Annotated in this window: 18 protein-coding genes, 1 tRNA gene and 1 pseudogene; 19 read left to right on the forward strand and 1 reads right to left on the reverse strand. The window is 67.1% G+C overall.

The features are described from left to right. The first annotated feature begins 94 nt into the window (after positions 1–94). A complete protein-coding gene (locus BLTE_RS04520; protein WP_126398012.1) occupies positions 95–385 on the forward strand; it encodes a hypothetical protein in 291 nt (96 codons plus the stop codon). Next, positions 378–1,523, forward strand: coding sequence for a hypothetical protein (locus BLTE_RS04525; protein ID WP_126398014.1), 1,146 nt, complete (start codon positions 378–380; stop codon positions 1,521–1,523). Before BLTE_RS04520 ends, BLTE_RS04525 begins: the two co-directional genes overlap by 8 nt. Before the next feature lie 82 nt (positions 1,524–1,605). Here BLTE_RS04525 and BLTE_RS04530 read toward each other — a convergent pair. After that, positions 1,606–1,682, reverse strand: a tRNA-Asp gene (locus tag BLTE_RS04530). A gap of 670 nt (positions 1,683–2,352) precedes the next feature. Between BLTE_RS04530 and BLTE_RS04535 the strand changes: the two genes are divergently transcribed. From BLTE_RS04535 to nuoN, 17 genes and pseudogenes are all read left to right on the forward strand, one after another. Then, positions 2,353–2,718 carry an NADH-quinone oxidoreductase subunit A gene (locus BLTE_RS04535; RefSeq protein ID WP_126398016.1) on the forward strand — a complete coding sequence of 122 codons (366 nt, stop codon included), beginning with the start codon at positions 2,353–2,355 and terminating at the stop codon, positions 2,716–2,718. Further along, on the forward strand, positions 2,709–3,311 hold the full coding sequence (locus BLTE_RS04540) for a NuoB/complex I 20 kDa subunit family protein (RefSeq protein ID WP_126398018.1): 603 nt from the start codon (positions 2,709–2,711) through the stop codon (positions 3,309–3,311). The genes BLTE_RS04535 and BLTE_RS04540 overlap by 10 nt, the downstream gene beginning before the upstream one ends. A gap of 83 nt (positions 3,312–3,394) precedes the next feature. Beyond that, the gene (locus tag BLTE_RS04545; RefSeq protein WP_425290293.1) at positions 3,395–3,946 is read left to right on the forward strand and encodes an NADH-quinone oxidoreductase subunit C; all 552 of its coding nucleotides are present in this window, start codon (positions 3,395–3,397) and stop codon (positions 3,944–3,946) included. A 12-nt stretch (positions 3,947–3,958) separates the two neighbouring features. Then, positions 3,959–5,152, forward strand: a complete 1,194-nt coding sequence (locus BLTE_RS04550) for an NADH-quinone oxidoreductase subunit D (protein ID WP_126398020.1) — start codon at positions 3,959–3,961, stop codon at positions 5,150–5,152. Continuing rightward, positions 5,149–5,727: a Uma2 family endonuclease gene (locus BLTE_RS04555; RefSeq protein ID WP_244600116.1), complete on the forward strand. Its 579-nt coding sequence runs from the start codon at positions 5,149–5,151 to the stop codon at positions 5,725–5,727. The genes BLTE_RS04550 and BLTE_RS04555 overlap by 4 nt, the downstream gene beginning before the upstream one ends. A gap of 3 nt (positions 5,728–5,730) precedes the next feature. Then, positions 5,731–6,330, forward strand: a pseudogene (gene nuoE, locus BLTE_RS04560) (NADH-quinone oxidoreductase subunit NuoE); the annotation flags it as partial. A gap of 46 nt (positions 6,331–6,376) precedes the next feature. Further along, the gene (gene nuoF / locus BLTE_RS04565; protein ID WP_126398024.1) at positions 6,377–7,699 is read left to right on the forward strand and encodes an NADH-quinone oxidoreductase subunit NuoF; all 1,323 of its coding nucleotides are present in this window, start codon (positions 6,377–6,379) and stop codon (positions 7,697–7,699) included. Positions 7,700–7,853: 154 nt separating this feature from the next. After that, complete coding sequence (gene nuoG, locus BLTE_RS04570) at positions 7,854–9,932, forward strand: NADH-quinone oxidoreductase subunit NuoG (RefSeq protein WP_126398026.1); 2,079 nt, start codon at positions 7,854–7,856, stop codon at positions 9,930–9,932. A gap of 7 nt (positions 9,933–9,939) precedes the next feature. Continuing rightward, entirely contained in the window at positions 9,940–11,001 is a 1,062-nt protein-coding gene (gene nuoH / locus BLTE_RS04575) for an NADH-quinone oxidoreductase subunit NuoH (RefSeq protein ID WP_126398028.1), read from the forward strand. Further along, the gene (locus tag BLTE_RS04580) at positions 10,998–11,255 is read left to right on the forward strand and encodes a hypothetical protein (protein ID WP_126398030.1); all 258 of its coding nucleotides are present in this window, start codon (positions 10,998–11,000) and stop codon (positions 11,253–11,255) included. The genes nuoH and BLTE_RS04580 overlap by 4 nt, the downstream gene beginning before the upstream one ends. Positions 11,256–11,270: 15 nt before the next feature. Beyond that, positions 11,271–11,525 carry a hypothetical protein gene (locus BLTE_RS04585; RefSeq protein ID WP_126398032.1) on the forward strand — a complete coding sequence of 85 codons (255 nt, stop codon included), beginning with the start codon at positions 11,271–11,273 and terminating at the stop codon, positions 11,523–11,525. 40 nt (positions 11,526–11,565) lie between these two features. Next, positions 11,566–12,057 (forward strand): NADH-quinone oxidoreductase subunit NuoI, encoded by a 492-nt coding sequence (gene nuoI, locus BLTE_RS04590; protein ID WP_174769561.1) that lies wholly within the window; start codon positions 11,566–11,568, stop codon positions 12,055–12,057. Between the two features lie 60 nt (positions 12,058–12,117). Continuing rightward, the gene (locus BLTE_RS04595) at positions 12,118–12,729 is read left to right on the forward strand and encodes an NADH-quinone oxidoreductase subunit J (protein WP_126398036.1); all 612 of its coding nucleotides are present in this window, start codon (positions 12,118–12,120) and stop codon (positions 12,727–12,729) included. A gap of 3 nt (positions 12,730–12,732) precedes the next feature. Further along, the gene (nuoK, locus tag BLTE_RS04600; RefSeq protein WP_126398038.1) at positions 12,733–13,041 is read left to right on the forward strand and encodes an NADH-quinone oxidoreductase subunit NuoK; all 309 of its coding nucleotides are present in this window, start codon (positions 12,733–12,735) and stop codon (positions 13,039–13,041) included. A gap of 4 nt (positions 13,042–13,045) precedes the next feature. Then, positions 13,046–15,055, forward strand: coding sequence for an NADH-quinone oxidoreductase subunit L (gene nuoL / locus BLTE_RS04605; protein ID WP_126398040.1), 2,010 nt, complete (start codon positions 13,046–13,048; stop codon positions 15,053–15,055). Then, complete coding sequence (locus BLTE_RS04610; protein ID WP_126398042.1) at positions 15,055–16,563, forward strand: NADH-quinone oxidoreductase subunit M; 1,509 nt, start codon at positions 15,055–15,057, stop codon at positions 16,561–16,563. Before nuoL ends, BLTE_RS04610 begins: the two co-directional genes overlap by 1 nt. Positions 16,564–16,576: 13 nt before the next feature. Continuing rightward, on the forward strand, positions 16,577–18,037 hold the full coding sequence (gene nuoN / locus BLTE_RS04615) for an NADH-quinone oxidoreductase subunit NuoN (RefSeq protein WP_126398044.1): 1,461 nt from the start codon (positions 16,577–16,579) through the stop codon (positions 18,035–18,037).

The following is an 18,037-nucleotide window of genomic DNA, read 5'->3' on the forward strand; positions in this document are numbered from 1 at the left end:
GCGGACGAACCGACACCGCCGGGCCGGATGCCGTGATCGTTTTGGAATTGCTGTTTCTCGGACGAAACTGATCCTGGTTTCGAGAATGAGGTCGATGATGCGGTTCCGCGTCGAGCCCCGCGACATTCCGCCGGAGATGGCCGCGCGCCGCCTCGGGAAGAGCGTTGCCGAGTTCACGGCGGTGCTCCCGAACCTGATTGCCCGCGGGTTCCCGCGGCCGGACCCGGACACCGGGAATTTCGACCCCCACGCGATCGACCGCTGGTGCGACACCCGCCACGCCCATCTGTTCGGTGGCAGTCCAGCGACCCTTGGGGCTCGCGACGCCTCGACGGTCGCCAGCGAGCGAATCGCGGCGATGAGGGCAGGGGGGCGCAATGGCTAAGGGGGACCCGTTCTATTACCGCGTGAAGCGAAACGGCCGGGCTTTCTGGGAGCCGACGCCCAAGATGAAGGCGGCAGGCTTTCACAGTGTGCCGCTTGGCCCAGATGGTCCAGAGGCCTTCCGGATCGCCGAGGAGTGGAACCGCCGGTGGGACGCCGCTCGCCGCGGCGAGACGCCGTCTCCCGCCATGGTGGCGGCCGACAACCTGTCGCCGGAGACGTCCGAAGAGCTGACGGTTTATCCGCCGCATTCCCTTGGCGAGGCGTTCCGCAAGTACCGCCGTACCGAGGAATGGTCGCGCAAGGCGCCGCGGACCCGTGAGGACTGGTGGCGCGGATGGCGGCGAATCAAGCCGGTGTTCGGCGACTGCGACCCGCGGACCGTCGACCTGTCGGCGTGGCGGAAGGCCGTCGAGGACACGGTGTCACTGCGGGAGGCGCACCGCGCTATGAAAATCTGGCGGGCCTTGTGGAAGGTCGCCGCGGCGCTCGGCTATTGCGTCCGCGACGCCGATCCGTCCCTCGGCATCCGCAACACGGCCGCGGCCGGCCGGGATGCGACCTGGATCGAAGGCGAAGCGGTCCGCCTGTTCAAGCAGGCGTGGCGCGACGGCTACTTCGGCCTCGCCGCCATCATCGCCGTTGCGTGGTCCACACAGCTCAGCCCCGGCGATGTCCGCGCGCTCCGCGCGTCGCAGCTCGCGACCGCGGCCGATGGCACCGCATTCTTCGCCGAGAGAGCCAAGACCGGGAAGCCGGTCGGAGGAGTACTGACGAATCGCGCCCTGGCTGCTTTGGCCGCATACCTCGCCAAGATCGGGGTGGAGATGACCGGCGAGGCTTTCATCTTCCGGAATCGCTCCGGCGCCCCCTACAGCAAGGACACGCTGGGAGACGATTTCCGCGACGTCCGGGCCGTCCTGTTCGGGGATGGCGAGCGGAGAACCCTCGCCGATTTCCGCCGTTCCGGTGCGGTCGAGGCGATCGTCGGGGAGGCCGCGCCTGCCGCTCTTGCCCACGCCATGGGCAACACCCTCAGCGCCTCGAACGCCCTGTTTGCCACCTACGTGCCGGTCAACCTCGCCACGGTGCGCAGCGTCATGGAGGCCCGGAAGCGGGGCCGGGCGAAGCTCAGATAGAACGGACCGCGGCCAAAAGTTGGAACGCGCCGGTCTGAAAAGTTGGAATGTGACGGATGCGAAACGCTAAGTGCTTGAGAAGTGGCGGGAGTGACGGGGCTCGAACCCGCGACCTCCGGCGTGACAGGCCGGCGCTCTAACCAACTGAGCTACACCCCCGCGAACTCGTCGCAAGCGAGAGCGCGGACATAAGGCCCCAGCCGCTCGCCGTCAAGCCCGTCTGTGGCCAAGATTGCGATTGGTGCCGCAGACGGGCTTCGGCCCTCCGGTCGGGCGGCTGCGCCGGGCGGGTGGCCGCCCGCGGCCGCATTCTCCTGTGGATGGCTGCGACCGAGTGGGCGTCCGCCGTGTGTGGGCGATTTCCTGGGCTGAGCCGGCGGATTGCCGTCCGCGGGGCCGGGGATTGCCGCCGGCGGGGCGTGCTCCATAACGGCTTCTGTGGATGACGGCGCAGTGGTGGCCGCGGCTGCGGCAAGAACTTCCGCACTTGCGCAATGGTGGATTGGTGCAAACCGGCGGGAGACCTTGTCCATTCCGGCGGTGATGGCAATGGAGTGTCGACGTAACGGTTGAAGTGGCGGGTTCTCGCAGCAGCGAAGTCAAAAATGCTGCAACTGCGTGCCCAGGGATTTGGCGGCGCTGCCTGAATTGTAGGCCAAGTCTGCAAATCTGTCGGTCATTACGCCTCCGGCATCCGAATAACGCGCGCAGGCGAGCTTGCGGGGGGTGAGGCCGTGCGCTAACCATTCGACTATCGGATGGGTCCGGGTGCCGGGCCGCCGACGTGCCGGACTGATCCGCGCGAACGCCCCAAGAGGTGAACTGGACGATGACCGAGCTGCTTGTCGCCTATCTCCCGCTCGTCATCTTCATCGGCCTGTCGCTGGTGATCGGGTTGGTGCTGCTGATCGCGCCGTTCGTCGTGGCCTATCAGCAGCCGGACCCGGAGAAGCTGTCGGCCTATGAATGCGGCTTCAACGCCTTCAGCGACGCCCGCATGAAATTCGACATCCGCTTCTATCTGGTGTCGATCCTGTTCATTATCTTCGATCTCGAAGTGGCATTCCTGTTTCCGTGGGCGGTGGCGTTCGGCGATGTCGGCGTGTTCGGGTTCTGGTCGATGATGGTGTTTCTGGGCGTGCTGACGGTGGGCTTCGTCTATGAGTGGAAGAAGGGAGCCCTGGAATGGGACTGATCGGCAAGTCTCCAGCCATGTCTCCTGCCAACTCTCCGGCCATCGCTCCGGCGCCCAGGGGCATTCTCGACCCGCGTACCGGCAAGCCGATCGGCTCGGACGATCCCTTCTTTACCGGCATCAATGACGAGCTGGCCGACAAGGGCTTCCTCGTCACCGCCACCGACGAGATCATCAACTGGGCGCGCACCGGCTCGCTGATGTGGATGACCTTCGGGCTGGCCTGCTGCGCGGTCGAGATGATCCACGGCGCCATGCCGCGCTACGACTTCGAGCGATTCGGCTTCGCGCCGCGCGCCTCGCCGCGCCAGTCGGACTGCATGATCGTCGCCGGCACCCTGACCAACAAGATGGCGCCCGCGCTGCGCAAGGTCTACGACCAGATGCCGGAGCCGCGATACGTCATCTCGATGGGCTCCTGCGCCAATGGTGGCGGCTACTACCACTACTCGTATTCGGTTGTGCGCGGCTGCGATCGCATCGTGCCGGTCGACATCTACGTTCCGGGCTGCCCGCCGACGGCGGAGGCGCTGCTCTACGGCGTGATGCTGCTGCAAAAGAAGATTCGTCGGACGGGGACCATCGAGCGGTGACCAGATATTATGGGGATGGCGGTCTCCTCGACACGGCGTTGCGGGAGATCGGCGAGGCGGCGGCAGCCGCGCTGCCCGGGGCGGTGACGGGCTTCGACATTGCTTTGGGCGAACTGACCATCCGGGCCGAGGCGGCGCTGATCGTCGAGGTGCTGCGCTTCCTGCACGACGATCCGGCCTGCCGGTTCATCGCCTTCGTCGATCTGTGCGGGGTCGACTGGCCGGCGCGCGAGAAGCGATTCGACGTGGTCTATCACCTGCTGTCGCCGCAGCAGAATTTGCGCGTGCGGGTGAAGGTGGAGACCGACGAGGCCACGCCGGTGCCGTCGATCGTCGGGCTCTATCCGGGCGCCGGCTGGTTCGAGCGCGAGGCCTACGACCTCTATGGCGTGCTGTTCGACGGCAATCCCGACCTGCGCCGCATCCTCACCGACTACGGTTTTGACGGCCACCCGCTGCGCAAGGACTTTCCGCTCACCGGTTATGTCGAGCTGCGCTGGGACGATGAGCAGAAGCGCGTGGTCTACGAGCCGGTGCGGCTGATGCAGGAGTTCCGCAACTTCGACTTTCTCTCGCCCTGGGAAGGCACCGACTATGTGCTGCCCGGCGACGAGAAGGCCAATCGGGCGGGCTGAGGGGGGCAGGACATGGGCGCCGACGCCACGGCTCGCGACTTCACCATCAATCTCGGCCCGCAGCACCCGTCCGCGCACGGCGTGCTGCGGCTGATCCTCGACCTCGACGGCGAGGTGATCACGCGCGCCGATCCGCATATCGGCCTGCTGCACCGCGGCACCGAGAAGCTGATCGAGTACAAGACCTACGCCCAGGCGGTGCCGTATTTCGACCGGCTCGACTATGTGTCGCCGATGAACTGCGAGCACGCCTTCGTGCTGGCGGTGGAGCGCCTGCTCGGCCTTGCCGTGCCCTACCGCGCCCAGCTCATCCGCGTGCTCTATTCGGAGCTGACGCGGATCGCCAACCACCTGATCAATATCGGCTCGCACGCGCTCGACGTCGGCGCGCTGACCCCGCCGCTGTGGGTCTATGAGGAGCGCGAGAAGATCTTCTGCTTCTACGAGCGCGCCTGCGGCGCGCGCATGCACGCCAATTATTTCCGGGTCGGCGGCGTGCACCAGGACCTGCCGCCGGCGCTGATCGAGGACATCCGGGCGTGGTGCGATCCGTTCCTCGGCGTGGTCGACGACATCGACCGGCTGCTCACCGGCAACCGCATCTTCAAGCAGCGCAACGTCGACATCTGCGTGGTCCGGCCGGAGGACGTCTGGGCGCGCGGCTTCTCGGGCATCATGGTGCGCGGCTCGGGCATCGCCTGGGATCTGCGCAAGGCGCAACCCTACGAGTGCTACGAGGATCTCGAGTTCGACATCCCGGTCGGCAAGAACGGCGACTGCTACGACCGCTATCTCTGCCGCATGCTGGAGATGCGGGAATCGGTGCGCATCATCCGGCAGTGCTGCGACAAGCTCAGCAGCGTTGCCGGCGCAGGGCCAGTGCTGGCGCCCGACCACAAGGTGGTGCCGCCGCGCCGCAGCGAGATGAAGCGTTCGATGGAGGCGCTGATCCACCATTTCAAGCTCTACACCGAGGGCTTCCACGTGCCGGCCGGCGAGGTCTATGCGGCGATCGAGGCGCCCAAGGGCGAGTTCGGCGTCTATCTGGTGGCTGACGGCACCAACAAACCCTATCGCTGCAAGATTCGCTCGCCCGGCTTCGTCCACCTGCAGGCCACCGAGTTCCTGTCCAAGGGCCACATGCTGGCGGACATCACCGCCATCATCGCCACCATCGACGTGGTGTTCGGCGAGGTCGACCGATGACCGCGGCGCCCTGTCCGGACCGGCGGATGACCGTCACCGACTACCTCGCCTGGAGCGAAGCCCGGCCGCCGGGCCGCTTCGAGTTGGTCGAGGGCCGGGTGGTGGCGATGTCGCCGGAGCGGGTGCGGCACAATCTGGTGAAGCTCGCTGTCGCGGTTGCTCTGCAGAATGCGGTCCGCGCGGCGGGGCTGCCCTGCACGGTGTTCACCGATGGGGTGGGGATCGCCGTCAATGGGGATACGGTGCGCGAGCCGGATGCCTCGGTGCAGTGCGGGGTGCCGGCCGACCTCGACGCCAAGCTGATCGATGCGCCGGTGATCGTGGTCGAGGTCACCTCGCCGTCGAGCGAGCGCGACGATCAGCAGGTGCTGCTGGTCGAGTATTTCTCGGTTCCCAGCATCCGCCACTATCTCATCGTGCTGCCGGAGAAGCGCGCGGTGGTGCATCACCACAAGACCGGCGAGGCGATCGCGACCCGCATTGTGCATGAGGGGGAGATCGTGCTCGATCCGCCCGGCATGAAGGTTGCCTGCGAGGCGCTGCTGGGTCCGTCCGCCGAGCGGGGAGAGAGTTGAGTCATGAGTGTCCGTCGTCTCGCGCCTGCCGAGCAGCAGCCCGACGCCTTCGCCTTCACGGCGGAGAATGCGGCCTGGGCCAAGACCCAGATCGCCAAGTATCCGGAAGGGCGGCAAGCGTCCGCGGTGATCGCGCTCTTGTGGCGCGCGCAGGAGCAGGCCGGCGGCTGGCTGCCGCAGAAGGCGATCGAGCACGTCGCCGAGCTGCTCGCCATGCCCAATATCCGGGTGCTGGAGGTCGCGACCTTTTACACGATGTTCAATCTGGAGCCGGTCGGCCAGCATTTCGTGCAGGTGTGCGGCACCACGCCGTGCATGCTGCGCGGCGCCGAGGCGCTGAAGAAGGTCTGCCACGACAAGATCGGCCATGAGCGCCACGTCACCGCCGACGGCAAGTTCTCCTGGGCCGAGGTCGAGTGCCTGGGCGCCTGCGTGAACGCGCCGATGGTGCAGATCGGCGCCGACTATTACGAGGATCTGACGCCGGAAACCCTGGCGAAGCTCTTGGACAACCTCGCCGCCGGCCGGCCGGTGAAGCCGGGGCCGCAGATCGAGCGCCAGTTCTCGGCGCCGGCCGGTGGCCTCACCACGCTGACCGGCGAACCGGCGACCGGTGCCGACGACAAGACCCCGGCGGAGTGACAGAGCCATGCTCGCCGACAAGGACCGCATCTTCACCAATCTCTACGGCCTCCACGACTGGGGGCTGAAGGGCGCCCGCGCGCGCGGCGGCTGGGACGGCACGCGCGAGCTGCTGGCGAAGGGCCGCGACTGGATCATCAACGAGGTCAAGGCCTCGGGCCTGCGCGGGCGCGGCGGCGCCGGCTTCCCGACCGGGCTCAAATGGTCGTTCATGCCCAAGGGGTCGGACGGCCGTCCGTCCTATCTCGTGGTGAACGCCGACGAATCCGAGCCCGGCACCTGCAAGGACCGCGAAATCCTGCGCCACGACCCGCATCTCCTGGTCGAGGGGTCGCTGATCGCCGGCTTCGCCATGGGCGCGCACACCGGCTACATCTATGTGCGCGGCGAGTTCATCCGCGAGCGCGAGCGGCTTCAGGCGGCGGTCGACCAAGCCTATGAAGCGCGGCTGCTCGGCAAGAACAACATCCACGGCTGGGACTTCGACCTCTACGTCGTCCACGGCGCCGGCGCCTATATCTGCGGCGAAGAGACCGCGATGCTGGAAAGCATCGAGGGCAAGAAGGGCATGCCGCGGATGAAGCCGCCGTTCCCGGCCAATGTCGGGCTCTATGGCTGCCCCACCACGGTCAACAATGTCGAATCCATCGCGGTGGTGCCGGAGATCCTGCGCCGCGGCGGCGCGTGGTTCGCCGGTATCGGCCGGCCCAACAATACCGGCACCAAGCTGTTCTGCATCTCCGGCCACGTGAATACGCCCTGCAATGTCGAGGAGGCGATGGGCGTGCCGTTCCGCGAGCTGATCGAGAAGCACGCCGGCGGCGTGCGCGGCGGCTGGGACAATCTGCTCGCCGTCATTCCCGGCGGCTCGTCGGTGCCGTGCGTGCCGGCGAACGAGATCATCGACGCGCCGATGGACTTCGATTCGCTGAAGGCGCTGCGCTCGGGCCTCGGCACCGCGGCGGTGATCGTGATGGACAAGTCCACCGACATCATCCGCGCCATTGCCCGCCTCAGCTATTTCTACAAGCACGAGAGCTGCGGCCAGTGCACGCCGTGCCGCGAGGGCACCGGCTGGATGTGGCGGGTGGTGAGTCGCATGGCCGAGGGCCGCGCCACCAAGCGCGAGATCGACCTCTTGCTCGACGTGTCGAACCAAGTCGAAGGCCACACCATCTGCGCGCTGGGCGATGCCGCGGCGTGGCCGATCCAGGGCCTGATCCGCCATTTCCGCCACGAGATCGAGGCGCGCATCGATGCCTATGCCGCGCGGCCGGACGTGGCGGCGGCGGTGCGCGAGCCGTCCGGCATCGCGGTGGCGGCGGAGTGAGCGCGATGGCGGTCGAGGCGAGGTTGGCAGGGGTGAGCCGCCGGAAGGCCGGTTGGAGAACCGGGTCGGGCGCCTCGGGCGCCGCCTCGAACGCGCGGACGGACAGGCTGCAAGAGTTCCGAGCTGGAAGATTATCTGGCTGAAAGACAATCGAATGTCCAAACTGATCATTGATGGCATCGAGGTCGACGTGTCGCCCGACGACACGCTGCTGCAGGCGTGCGAGGAGGCCGGGGCCGAGATCCCGCGTTTCTGCTATCACGAACGGCTGTCGGTGGCCGGCAATTGCCGCATGTGTCTGGTCGAGGTGAAGGGCCTGCCGAAGCCGCAGGCCTCGTGCTCGGTCAACGTGAAGGATCTGCGCCCCGGCCCGAACGGCGAGCCGCCGGTGATCAGCACCAAGTCGCCGATGGTGAAGAAGGCGCGCGAAGGGGTGATGGAGTTTTTGCTCATCAATCACCCGCTCGACTGCCCGATCTGCGACCAGGGCGGGGAGTGCGACCTGCAGGACCAGGCGATGGCCTATGGGGTCGACACCTCGCGCTTCGCCGAGAACAAGCGGGCGGTCGAGGACAAGTCCATCGGCCCGCTGGTCAAGACGGCGATGAACCGCTGCATCCATTGCACGCGCTGCGTCCGCTTCATCACCGAGGTGGCGGGCGTGCCCGATCTCGGCGCCATCGGCCGCGGCGAGGACATGGAGATCACCACCTATCTGGAGCGCGCCATGCGCTCGGAGCTGCAGGGCAACGTCATCGACCTGTGCCCGGTCGGCGCGCTGACCTCGAAGCCCTACGCCTTCCACGCCCGGCCGTGGGAGCTGACCAAGACCGAATCGGTCGACGTGATGGACGCGGTGGGTGCGGCGATCCGCATCGACACCCGCGGCCGCGAGGTGATGCGCATCCTGCCGCGGGTCAATGAGGCGGTGAACGAGGAGTGGATCTCCGACAAGAGCCGCTTCATCTGGGACGGCCTCAAGACCCAGCGGCTCGACCGCCCCTATGTGCGCCGCAACGGCAAGCTGGCGCCTGCGACCTGGGGCGAGGCGTTCGCGGCGATCAAGGCCAAGATGGACGCGACCCCGCCCGGGCGCGTCGGTGCGCTGGTCGGCGACCTCGCCTCGGTGGAGGAGGCGTTCGCGCTGAAGGGCCTGATGGACCGTCTCGGCGTCGTCAATCTCGACTGCCGGCAGGACAGCGCGGCGCTCGATCCGGCGCTCGGGCGCGCAACCTATCTGTTCAATGCCGGCATCGCCGGACTCGAGCAGGCCGACGCGCTGTTGATCGTCGGCTCCAATCCGCGCGCGGAGGCGGCGGTGCTGAACGCCCGCATCCGCAAGCGCTGGCGCATGGGTGGCTTCCCGATCGGCCTGATCGGCGAGGCGGCGGACCTCACCTATGACGCCCAGCATCTCGGCGCCGGGCCGGACACGCTGGCGGAGATCGCCGGTGGCCGCCATCCCTTCGCCAGCGTTCTCAAGGCCGCGGCGCGGCCGATGGTGCTGGTGGGGCAGGGCGCGCTGGCCCGGCCGGACGGCGCGGCGGTGGCCGCAGCGGCGGCCAAGGCGGCGCTGGCCGTCGGCGCGGTCAAGGATGGCTGGAACGGGTTTTCGGTGCTGCACACCGCCGCCGGCCGGGTGGGCGCGCTCGATGTCGGCTGCGTGCCGGGGGGCGGGGGCCTTGCCACCGGCGACATGCTCAAGCCCGGCGCGCTCGACGTGCTGTTCCTGCTCGGGGCGGACGAGGTGACGGTGCCGGCCGGCGCCTTCGTGGTCTATATCGGCACGCATGGCGACCGTGGCGCCCACCGCGCCGACGTCATCCTGCCGGGCGCCGCCTATACCGAGAAGTCCGGCATCTGGGTCAATACCGAGGGACGGGTGCAGCTCGGCCAGCGCGGCGGCTTTCCGCCCGGCGAGGCGCGCGAGGACTGGGCGATCCTGCGGGCGCTGTCGGAGCGGCTCGGCGAGACGCTGCCCTACGACTCGCTGGCGGCGCTGCGCTCGGCGCTGGTGGCGGCCCATCCGCACATGGCGCGCGTCGGCGCCGCCGAGCCGGCCGATGCCGCGGCCATCACAGCGCTTGCCGCCCAGAGCGGGGTGCCGGACAAGGCGCCGTTCGTTGGCGCGGTCGGCGATTTCTATCTGACCAACCCGATCGCCCGGGCCTCCGCCGTCATGGCAGAGTGCTCAAGCCTGGCGGCCGGGCGCGTCCGGGCGGCGGCGGAGTGAGGGCGACATGAGCTGGCTTGATAGTGCGTGGCTGGACACCGCCCTCCATCTCCTCATCATCGCCCTGCACAGTCTGGCGGTGCTGGTGGCGCTGCTGGTCTTCATCGCCTTCATCCTGCTCGCCGACCGCAAGATCTGGGCGGCGGTGCAGCTGCGCAAGGGGCCGAACGTGGTCGGCCCGGTCGGGCTGTGGCAGTCGTTCGCCGACTTCATCAAGTTCATGACCAAGGAGCCGGTGATCCCCTCCGGCGCCAACAAGGGCGTGTTCCTGATCGCGCCGCTGATCTCGTGCGTGCTGGCGCTGGCCGCCTGGGCGGTGATCCCGGCCGATGCTGGCTGGGCGGTGGCCGACATCAATGTCGGCATTCTTTACATCTTCGCAATCTCGTCGCTCGGCGTCTACGGCATCATCATGGGCGGCTGGGCGTCGAACTCGAAGTATCCGTTCCTGGGCAGCCTGCGTTCGGCGGCGCAGATGGTGAGCTACGAAGTTTCGATCGGCTTCGTCATCATCACCGTGCTCTTGTGCGTGGGGTCGCTGAACCTGCAGGACATCGTGTTCGCCCAGCGCGAGCGCGGCCTTGCCACGATGCTCGGCATCCCCTGGGCGACGATGCTGAACTGGTTCTGGCTGCCGCTGTTTCCGATGTTCGTGGTGTTCTTCATCTCGGCGCTGGCGGAGACCAACCGGCCGCCTTTCGACCTGCCGGAGGCGGAATCCGAGCTCGTCGCCGGCTTCATGGTCGAATACTCGTCCACGCCCTATCTGCTGTTCATGCTGGCCGAGTATGTGGCGATCATGACCATGTGCGCGCTGACCACCATCCTGTTCCTGGGTGGGTGGCTGCCGCCGTTCGACGTGGCGCCCTTCACCTGGGTGCCGGGGGTGGTGTGGTTCATCCTCAAGCTGTCGCTGGTGTTCTTCATGTTCGCGATGGTCAAGGCGTTCGTGCCGCGCTACCGCTACGACCAGTTGATGCGGCTGGGCTGGAAGGTGTTCCTGCCGCTGTCGCTGGTCATGGTGGTGGCGGTGGCCGGCGTGTTGCAGATAATGGGGTGGGCACCATGACGGAGCTTGTTGCCGGGCTGATCGGCATTGGGGTGGGGCTCGCGTTCGCGCTGTTCGCCAATCTGAAGGTGCTGCCTCGGGTGATCGAGGCGCAGCGCCAGACGCATGCGCGCCGCGCGAGCGCGGGCGGCGCCGTCGGCGACATCGACCGTCTGACAAGGATCACGACCCTGGCCTACCGGCTGGCGTTCCCGGTGGTCACCGGCGTGGTGGGGTACGACCTCGGCACCCGCCTCTGGGGACTGCTGCAATGACGGCGGAGTCGGACCATGTTCTCACTCTCCCTGCCGGGACTGATCGGCGCCGCGGTGGGCCTCGGGCTGGGGCTCCTGAACTTCGGCGTCGTGGTCACCTTCGTGGAGAAGCGGCTGCGGGCGCTCGACCGCTCGGCAAACGCTGCGGAACGGGCCGCGTTCGAGCAGCGCATCACCCTGATGCGCCGCACCATGCTCGTTCTGGACGTCGTGGCGTTCTCGGGGGTCGGCTATCTGTTCGGGCACACCATTGCCGGTGGCCTGATGTGAGCGCGGACTGGGTGCGTGCGGGCTGGCGGGGAGGGAGCGGATCATGAGACTCGACCAGACGGCCCGTGCGCTGTTCCTCAGCGAGTTCGTCTCGGCGTTCTTCCTGTCGATGCGCTATCTGTTCCGGCCGAAGGCGACCATCAACTACCCGTTCGAGAAGGGCGCGCTGAGCCCGCGCTTCCGCGGCGAGCACGCGCTGCGCCGCTACCCGAACGGCGAGGAACGCTGCATCGCCTGCAAGCTGTGCGAGGCAATTTGCCCGGCCCAGGCCATCACCATCGAGGCCGGGCCGCGCCGCAACGACGGTACGCGCCGCACCACGCGTTACGACATCGACATGGTGAAATGCATCTATTGCGGCTTCTGCCAGGAGGCGTGCCCGGTGGATGCCATCGTCGAGGGGCCGAACTTCGAGTACGCCACCGAGACGCGCGAAGAGCTTTATTTCGACAAGGAACGGCTGCTCGCCAATGGCGAGCGCTGGGAGCGGGAAATCGCCCGCAATATCGGCCTCGACGCGCCTTACCGGTAAGGTCGCAGGTCACACGGGAAGAGTGGGCCCGGCGCCGGGCGCCGGACACGGGGGACTGGGATGGGGGTTGCCGCAGCGTTCTTCTATCTATTTGCGGGCGTTGCCGTCGCTTCCGCCTTCATGGTGGTGGCGGCGCGCAACCCCGTGCACTCGGTGCTGTGGCTGATCCTGACCTTCGTCAACGGGGCCGGGCTGTTCCTGCTGCTCGGCGCCGAGTTCCTGGCGATGATCCTGGTGGTGGTCTATGTCGGCGCCGTCGCCGTGCTGTTCCTGTTCGTGGTGATGATGCTCGACGTCGATTTCGCCGAGCTGAAACAGGGGGCGCTGCAATACCTGCCGATCGGTGGCATCGTCGGGCTGGTGTTCCTGGTCGAGCTGGTGCTGGTGCTCGGCACCTGGGCGGTGGGGCCGGGGGTGTCCGGCGCCGTGAAGATGCCGCTGCAGTCGGCCGAGGTGTCCAACACCGTGGCGCTGGGACAGGTGCTCTACACCCAGTATGTCTATTTCTTCCAGGCGGCCGGCCTCGTGCTGCTGGTGGCGATGATCGGCGCCATCGTGCTGACGCTGCGCCACAAGGAAGGCGTCAAGCGCCAGAACATCGCCGAGCAGGTGGCGCGCGGGCCGGCAACGTCGGTCGAGCTTCGCAAAGTCAAGTCGCGGCGGGGGATCTGAGCCATGACCGTCGGTCTGTCGCACTTCCTCATCCTGGCCGCCATCCTGTTCACCATCGGCACGGTGGGGATCTTCCTCAACCGCAAGAACGTCATCGTCATCCTGATGTCGATCGAGCTGATCCTCTTGTCGGTGAACATCAATTTCGTGGCGTTCTCGGCCTTTCTCGGCGACCTCGTCGGCCAGGTGTTCGCGCTGTTCGTGCTGACGGTGGCGGCCGCCGAGGCGGCCATCGGTCTGGCGATTCTCGTGGTGTTCTTCCGCAACCGCGGCTCGATCGCGGTCGAAGACGTCAACATGATGAAGGGCTGAGGGGATGTATCACGCAATCGTCTTCCTCCCGCTCCTCGGCTGCCTGATCGCCGGCCTGTTCGGCCGCTTCATCGGCGCGCGCAATTCGGAGGTGATCACCACCGCCCTGGTCTTCGTATCGGCGGCGCTGTCGTGGGTTGCCTTCTTCAATGTCGGCTATGGCGGCGAGACCACGCGGGTGATGCTGTTCACCTGGGTCGAGGTCGGTTCCTTCAAGGTCGACTGGGCGCTGCGCATCGACACGCTGACCGCCGTCATGCTGGTGGTGGTCAACACAGTCTCGGCGCTGGTGCACCTCTATTCGATCGGCTACATGGCCGACGATCCGCACCGCCAGCGCTTCTTCTCGTATCTGTCGCTGTTCACCTTCGCCATGCTGTCGCTGGTGACCGCCGACAATCTGGTGCAGATGTTCTTCGGCTGGGAGGGCGTGGGCCTCGCCAGCTACCTGCTCATCGGCTTCTGGTATCTCAAGCCCTCGGCCAACGCCGCCGCCATCAAGGCCTTCGTGGTCAACCGCATCGGCGATTTCGGCTTCGCGCTCGGCATCTGCGCGACCTACTGGATGGTCGGGTCGATCGATTTCGACACCATCTTCGCCCAGGCGCCGTCGCTGCAGGGCAAGGTCATCCCGCTGGGCAGCATGTGGCCCGACGCGCTGACCCTGATCTGCCTGCTCCTGTTCATGGGGGCGATGGGCAAGTCGGCGCAGTTCCTGCTCCACACCTGGCTGCCGGATGCGATGGAAGGCCCGACCCCGGTCTCCGCCCTCATCCACGCCGCCACCATGGTCACCGCCGGCGTGTTCATGGTGGCGCGGCTGTCGCCGCTGTTCGAACTGTCGCCCACCGCCCAGGAGGTGGTGATCCTGGTCGGCGCCACCACCGCCTTGTTCGCGGCGACGGTGGGCCTCGTCCAGAACGACATCAAGCGGGTCATCGCCTATTCGACCTGCTCGCAGCTCGGCTACATGTTCGTGGCCATGGGGGTCGGGGCCTATTCGGTGGGCATGTTCCACCTGTTCACCCACGCCTTCTTCAAGGCGCTGCTGTTCCTCGGCTCGGGCGCGGTGATCATCGCCATGCACCACGAGCAGGACATCCGGAAGATGGGTGGCCTGAGGAAGGCGCTGCCCTTCACCTACGCCATGATGGTGATCGGCACGCTGGCGCTCACCGGCTTCCCCTTCACCGCCGGCTTCTATTCCAAAGACGCGATCGTCGAATCCGCCTTCGCCTCGCACGCGGCGATGTCGGGCTACGGCTTCTGGCTCTTGGTGATCGCGGCGGCACTGACGTCGTTCTATTCCTGGCGGCTGATCCTGCTCACCTTCCACGGCACGCCGCGCTTCGTCGCCGAGGGCCACGGGCACGGCCACGAGACCCATGGCCACGCTGGTCACGCGCACGGCGACCACGGCCACCACGCCATCACCCGCCTCGAGGACGTGCACGAGGCGCCCAAGACCATGCTGCTGCCGCTGCTGGTGCTGGCGGTGGGCGCGCTCGGCGCCGGCTTCGCCTTCAAGGCGGCGTTCGTCGATGCGCACGGGGTGGCCGAGTTCTTCCGCCAGTCGATCTCGCTGGCCAAGGAGGGCCTGCTGGAGGAGATGCACCATCTGCCGCCGCTGGTGGTGTTCGCGCCGACCATCGCCATGGTCGCCGGCTTCGCGGTGGCAGTGCTGTTCTATGTGGTGTCGCCGCAGCTTCCGGTGCTGTTCGCCCAGCGCCTGCGGCCGCTCTACCTGTTCCTGCTCAACAAGTGGTACTTCGACGAGCTCTATGACGCGGTGTTCGTCAATCCGGCCAAGCGGCTCGGCCGCTTCCTGTGGAAGCAGGGCGACGGCGCGGTGATCGACGGGCTGGGGCCGGACGGCGTGGCCGCGCGGGTGCTGGACACCAGCGACCGGGTGGTGCGGCTGCAGACCGGCTATCTCTACCACTATGCCTTCGCCATGCTGATCGGCGTCGCGGCGCTGGTGACGTGGTTCATGTTCGCCGCGGGGGTGCGCTGATGTCGGGCTGGCCGATTCTTTCCGTCATCACGTTCCTGCCGCTGGTCGGTGCGCTGTTCATCCTGCTGCTGCAGGGCGACGACGAGCGGACCTTCAACAACGTCCGCTGGGTGGCGCTGTGGACGACCGTCGTCACCTTCGCGGTCTCGCTGGTGCTGCTCGTCCAGTTCGATCCGAGCTCGCCCGAATTCCAGTTCGTCGAGACGCGGGCGTGGCTCGGCCCCAACATCCAGTACCAGATGGGCATTGACGGCATCGCGCTGCCGTTCGTGATCCTCACCACCTTCCTGATGCCGATCTGCATCCTCGCCAGCTGGACCTCGATCAGCCAGCGGGTGAAGGAGTACATGGCCGCCTTCCTGGTGCTCGAAACGCTGATGATCGGCACCTTCTGCGCGCTCGACCTCGTGCTGTTCTACGTCTTCTTCGAGGGTGGCCTGATCCCGATGTTCCTGATCATCGGCGTGTGGGGCGGCAAGCGGCGCATCTACGCCACCTTCAAGTTCTTCCTCTACACGTTCCTCGGCGCGGTGCTGATGCTGCTCGCCATCATGGCGATGTACTGGCAGGCAGGCACCACCGACATCCGTGCGCTGCAGGCCTACGGCTTCCCGCCGGGGATGCAGACGTGGCTGTGGCTCGCCTTCTTCGCCTCGTTCGCGGTCAAGCTGCCGATGTGGCCGGTGCACACTTGGCTGCCGGACGCCCATGTAGAGGCGCCGACCGCCGGCTCGGTGGTGCTGGCGGCGATTCTCCTGAAGATGGGCGGCTACGGCTTCATCCGCTTCTCGATCCCGATGTTCCCCGATGCCAGCGCATACTTCACGCCGCTGGTATTCACCCTGTCGGTGATCGCCATCGTCTACACCTCGCTGGTCGCGCTGATGCAGGAGGACATGAAGAAGCTCATCGCCTATTCGTCGGTGGCGCACATGGGCTTCGTCACGCTCGGCATCTTCTCGGCGACCGAGCAGGGGATGCAGGGCGCGGTGTTCCAGATGGTGTCGCACGGGCTGGTGTCCGGCGCGCTGTTCCTGTGCGTCGGCGTCATCTACGACCGCATGCACACCCGCGAGATCGCCGCCTATGGCGGGCTGGTCAACCGCATGCCGCTCTATGCCGCGGCGTTCATGGTGTTCACGCTGGCGAATGTCGGCCTGCCCGGCACGTCGGGCTTCGTCGGCGAGTTCCTGACGCTGGTCGGCGCTTTCCGCGCCAATACGGTGGTGGCGTTTGCCGCCGCCCTCGGCCTCATCCTGTCGGCGTGCTACGCGCTGTGGCTCTACCGCCGGGTGATCTTCGGGGTGCTCGACAAGCCGTCATTGGCAACGATTTCCGATCTGAACGGGCGCGAGGTGGCAAGCCTCGCTCCGCTGATCGTGCTCACCATCCTGTTCGGGTTCTGGCCGATGCCGGTGCTGGACACCTCGGCCGCCGCGGTCAAGGGCGTCGTCGAGGGCTATCTGCAGGCGCTCGGCACCGCCGCGACGCTGATCGCCGGCTTCTGAGGGAGTTTCGTCCATGGTTGCCGCGATCCCCTCCCTGCTGCCGGCGGTGCCGGAGATCACGCTGGCGCTCGGCGCGCTCGGCCTGCTGATGGTCGGCGCCTTCGGCGGCGCGCGGAAGGCCACGTTCATCAATGGCGCGGCGATGGCGCTGCTGGCGATGGCCGCCATCCTGGTGGTGACCGGCGAGCCGGGCCGCATCGAGACGTTCGGCGGCGCCTTCGTGCTCGACGATTACGCGCGCTTCCTCAAGGTGCTGACGTTCGCCGCCTCGGCGGTGGCGCTGGCCATGGCCGGCGAATATTTCAACACCGGGCCCAACCCGCGCTTCGAATATCCGGTGCTGGTGCTGTTGGCCGCCTGCGGCATGGGCATGGTCATCTCGGCCAACGACCTGATCGCGCTCTATCTCGGCATGGAGCTGATGAGCCTCGCGCTCTATGTGGTGGCGGCGATCGACCGCGACTCGCTGCGCTCCACCGAGGCCGGCCTGAAGTATTTCGTGCTGGGCGCGCTGTCCTCGGGCATGCTGCTCTACGGTGCCTCGCTGGTCTATGGCTTCGCCGGCACGGTGAGCTTCGCCGGCATCGCCCAGGTGACAGGGGCCGCAGCCGGGCCGGGCGCCGGGCTGTCGGCGTCGAACATCGGCGTCATCGTCGGCCTCGTGTTCGTGTTCGCCGGCCTGTGCTTCAAGGTGTCGGCGGTGCCGTTCCACATGTGGACGCCCGACGTCTATGAGGGCGCGCCGACGCCGGTGACCGCCTTCTTCGCCGCCGCACCCAAGGCGGCCGGCATGGCGATCTTCGTGCGGGTGGCGCTCGATGCCTTCCCCGACATCGCGCCCGCTTGGCAGCAGATCGTGGTGTTCGTCGCCATCGCCTCGATGACGCTGGGTGCGTTCGCCGCCATCGGCCAGAGCAACATCAAGCGGCTGATGGCCTATTCGTCGATCAGCCACATGGGCTTTGCCCTCACCGGGCTCGCCGCCGGTACGGCAGACGGGGTCAGCGGCGTGCTGATCTACATGGTGATCTATGTGGTGATGACGCTGGGCTCGTTCGCCTGCATCCTGGCGATGCGCCGCCCGGAGGGGCCGGTGGAGCAGATTTCCGATCTCGCCGGCCTCGCCCGCACCAAGCCGCTGATGGCGCTGCTGTTCGGCACGCTGCTGTTCTCGCTGGCCGGGGTGCCGTGGTTCGCCGGCTTCTTCGCCAAGTTCTACGTGTTCCTGGCGGCGATCGAGGCCAAGCTCTACCTGCTGGCGGTGATCGGCGTGCTGGCCAGCGTGGTCGGCGCCTACTACTACCTGCGCATCGTCAAGATCATGTGTTTCGACGAGCCGAAGGGCGCGTTCGTGCCGATGAGCGGTGAGCTCAAGGCGGTGCTGGGCGCGGCGGGGCTGTTTGTCTCGTTCTATATCGTGTATCCCTCGGGGCTGAACAACGCCGCAGCGGCGGCGGCGAAATCGCTGTTCTGA

Origin of the sequence: Blastochloris tepida (assembly GCF_003966715.1) — a bacterium.
GTDB lineage: Bacteria > Pseudomonadota > Alphaproteobacteria > Rhizobiales > Xanthobacteraceae > Blastochloris > Blastochloris tepida.

Bases quoted from the DNA above. Each gene is read 5' to 3' on its own strand.
- BLTE_RS04520 (WP_126398012.1), top strand. From the start codon at position 95: ATGATGCGGTTCCGCGTCGAGCCCCGCGACATTCCGCCGGAGATGGCC.
- BLTE_RS04525 (WP_126398014.1), top strand. From the start codon at position 378: ATGGCTAAGGGGGACCCGTTCTATTACCGCGTGAAGCGAAACGGCCGG.
- BLTE_RS04535 (WP_126398016.1), top strand. From the start codon at position 2,353: ATGACCGAGCTGCTTGTCGCCTATCTCCCGCTCGTCATCTTCATCGGC.
- BLTE_RS04540 (WP_126398018.1), top strand. From the start codon at position 2,709: ATGGGACTGATCGGCAAGTCTCCAGCCATGTCTCCTGCCAACTCTCCG.
- BLTE_RS04550 (WP_126398020.1), top strand. From the start codon at position 3,959: ATGGGCGCCGACGCCACGGCTCGCGACTTCACCATCAATCTCGGCCCG.
- BLTE_RS04555 (WP_244600116.1), top strand. From the start codon at position 5,149: ATGACCGCGGCGCCCTGTCCGGACCGGCGGATGACCGTCACCGACTAC.
- nuoF (WP_126398024.1), top strand. From the start codon at position 6,377: ATGCTCGCCGACAAGGACCGCATCTTCACCAATCTCTACGGCCTCCAC.
- nuoG (WP_126398026.1), top strand. From the start codon at position 7,854: ATGTCCAAACTGATCATTGATGGCATCGAGGTCGACGTGTCGCCCGAC.
- nuoH (WP_126398028.1), top strand. From the start codon at position 9,940: ATGAGCTGGCTTGATAGTGCGTGGCTGGACACCGCCCTCCATCTCCTC.
- BLTE_RS04580 (WP_126398030.1), top strand. From the start codon at position 10,998: ATGACGGAGCTTGTTGCCGGGCTGATCGGCATTGGGGTGGGGCTCGCG.
- BLTE_RS04585 (WP_126398032.1), top strand. From the start codon at position 11,271: ATGTTCTCACTCTCCCTGCCGGGACTGATCGGCGCCGCGGTGGGCCTC.
- BLTE_RS04595 (WP_126398036.1), top strand. From the start codon at position 12,118: ATGGGGGTTGCCGCAGCGTTCTTCTATCTATTTGCGGGCGTTGCCGTC.
- nuoK (WP_126398038.1), top strand. From the start codon at position 12,733: ATGACCGTCGGTCTGTCGCACTTCCTCATCCTGGCCGCCATCCTGTTC.
- nuoL (WP_126398040.1), top strand. From the start codon at position 13,046: ATGTATCACGCAATCGTCTTCCTCCCGCTCCTCGGCTGCCTGATCGCC.
- BLTE_RS04610 (WP_126398042.1), top strand. From the start codon at position 15,055: ATGTCGGGCTGGCCGATTCTTTCCGTCATCACGTTCCTGCCGCTGGTC.
- nuoN (WP_126398044.1), top strand. From the start codon at position 16,577: ATGGTTGCCGCGATCCCCTCCCTGCTGCCGGCGGTGCCGGAGATCACG.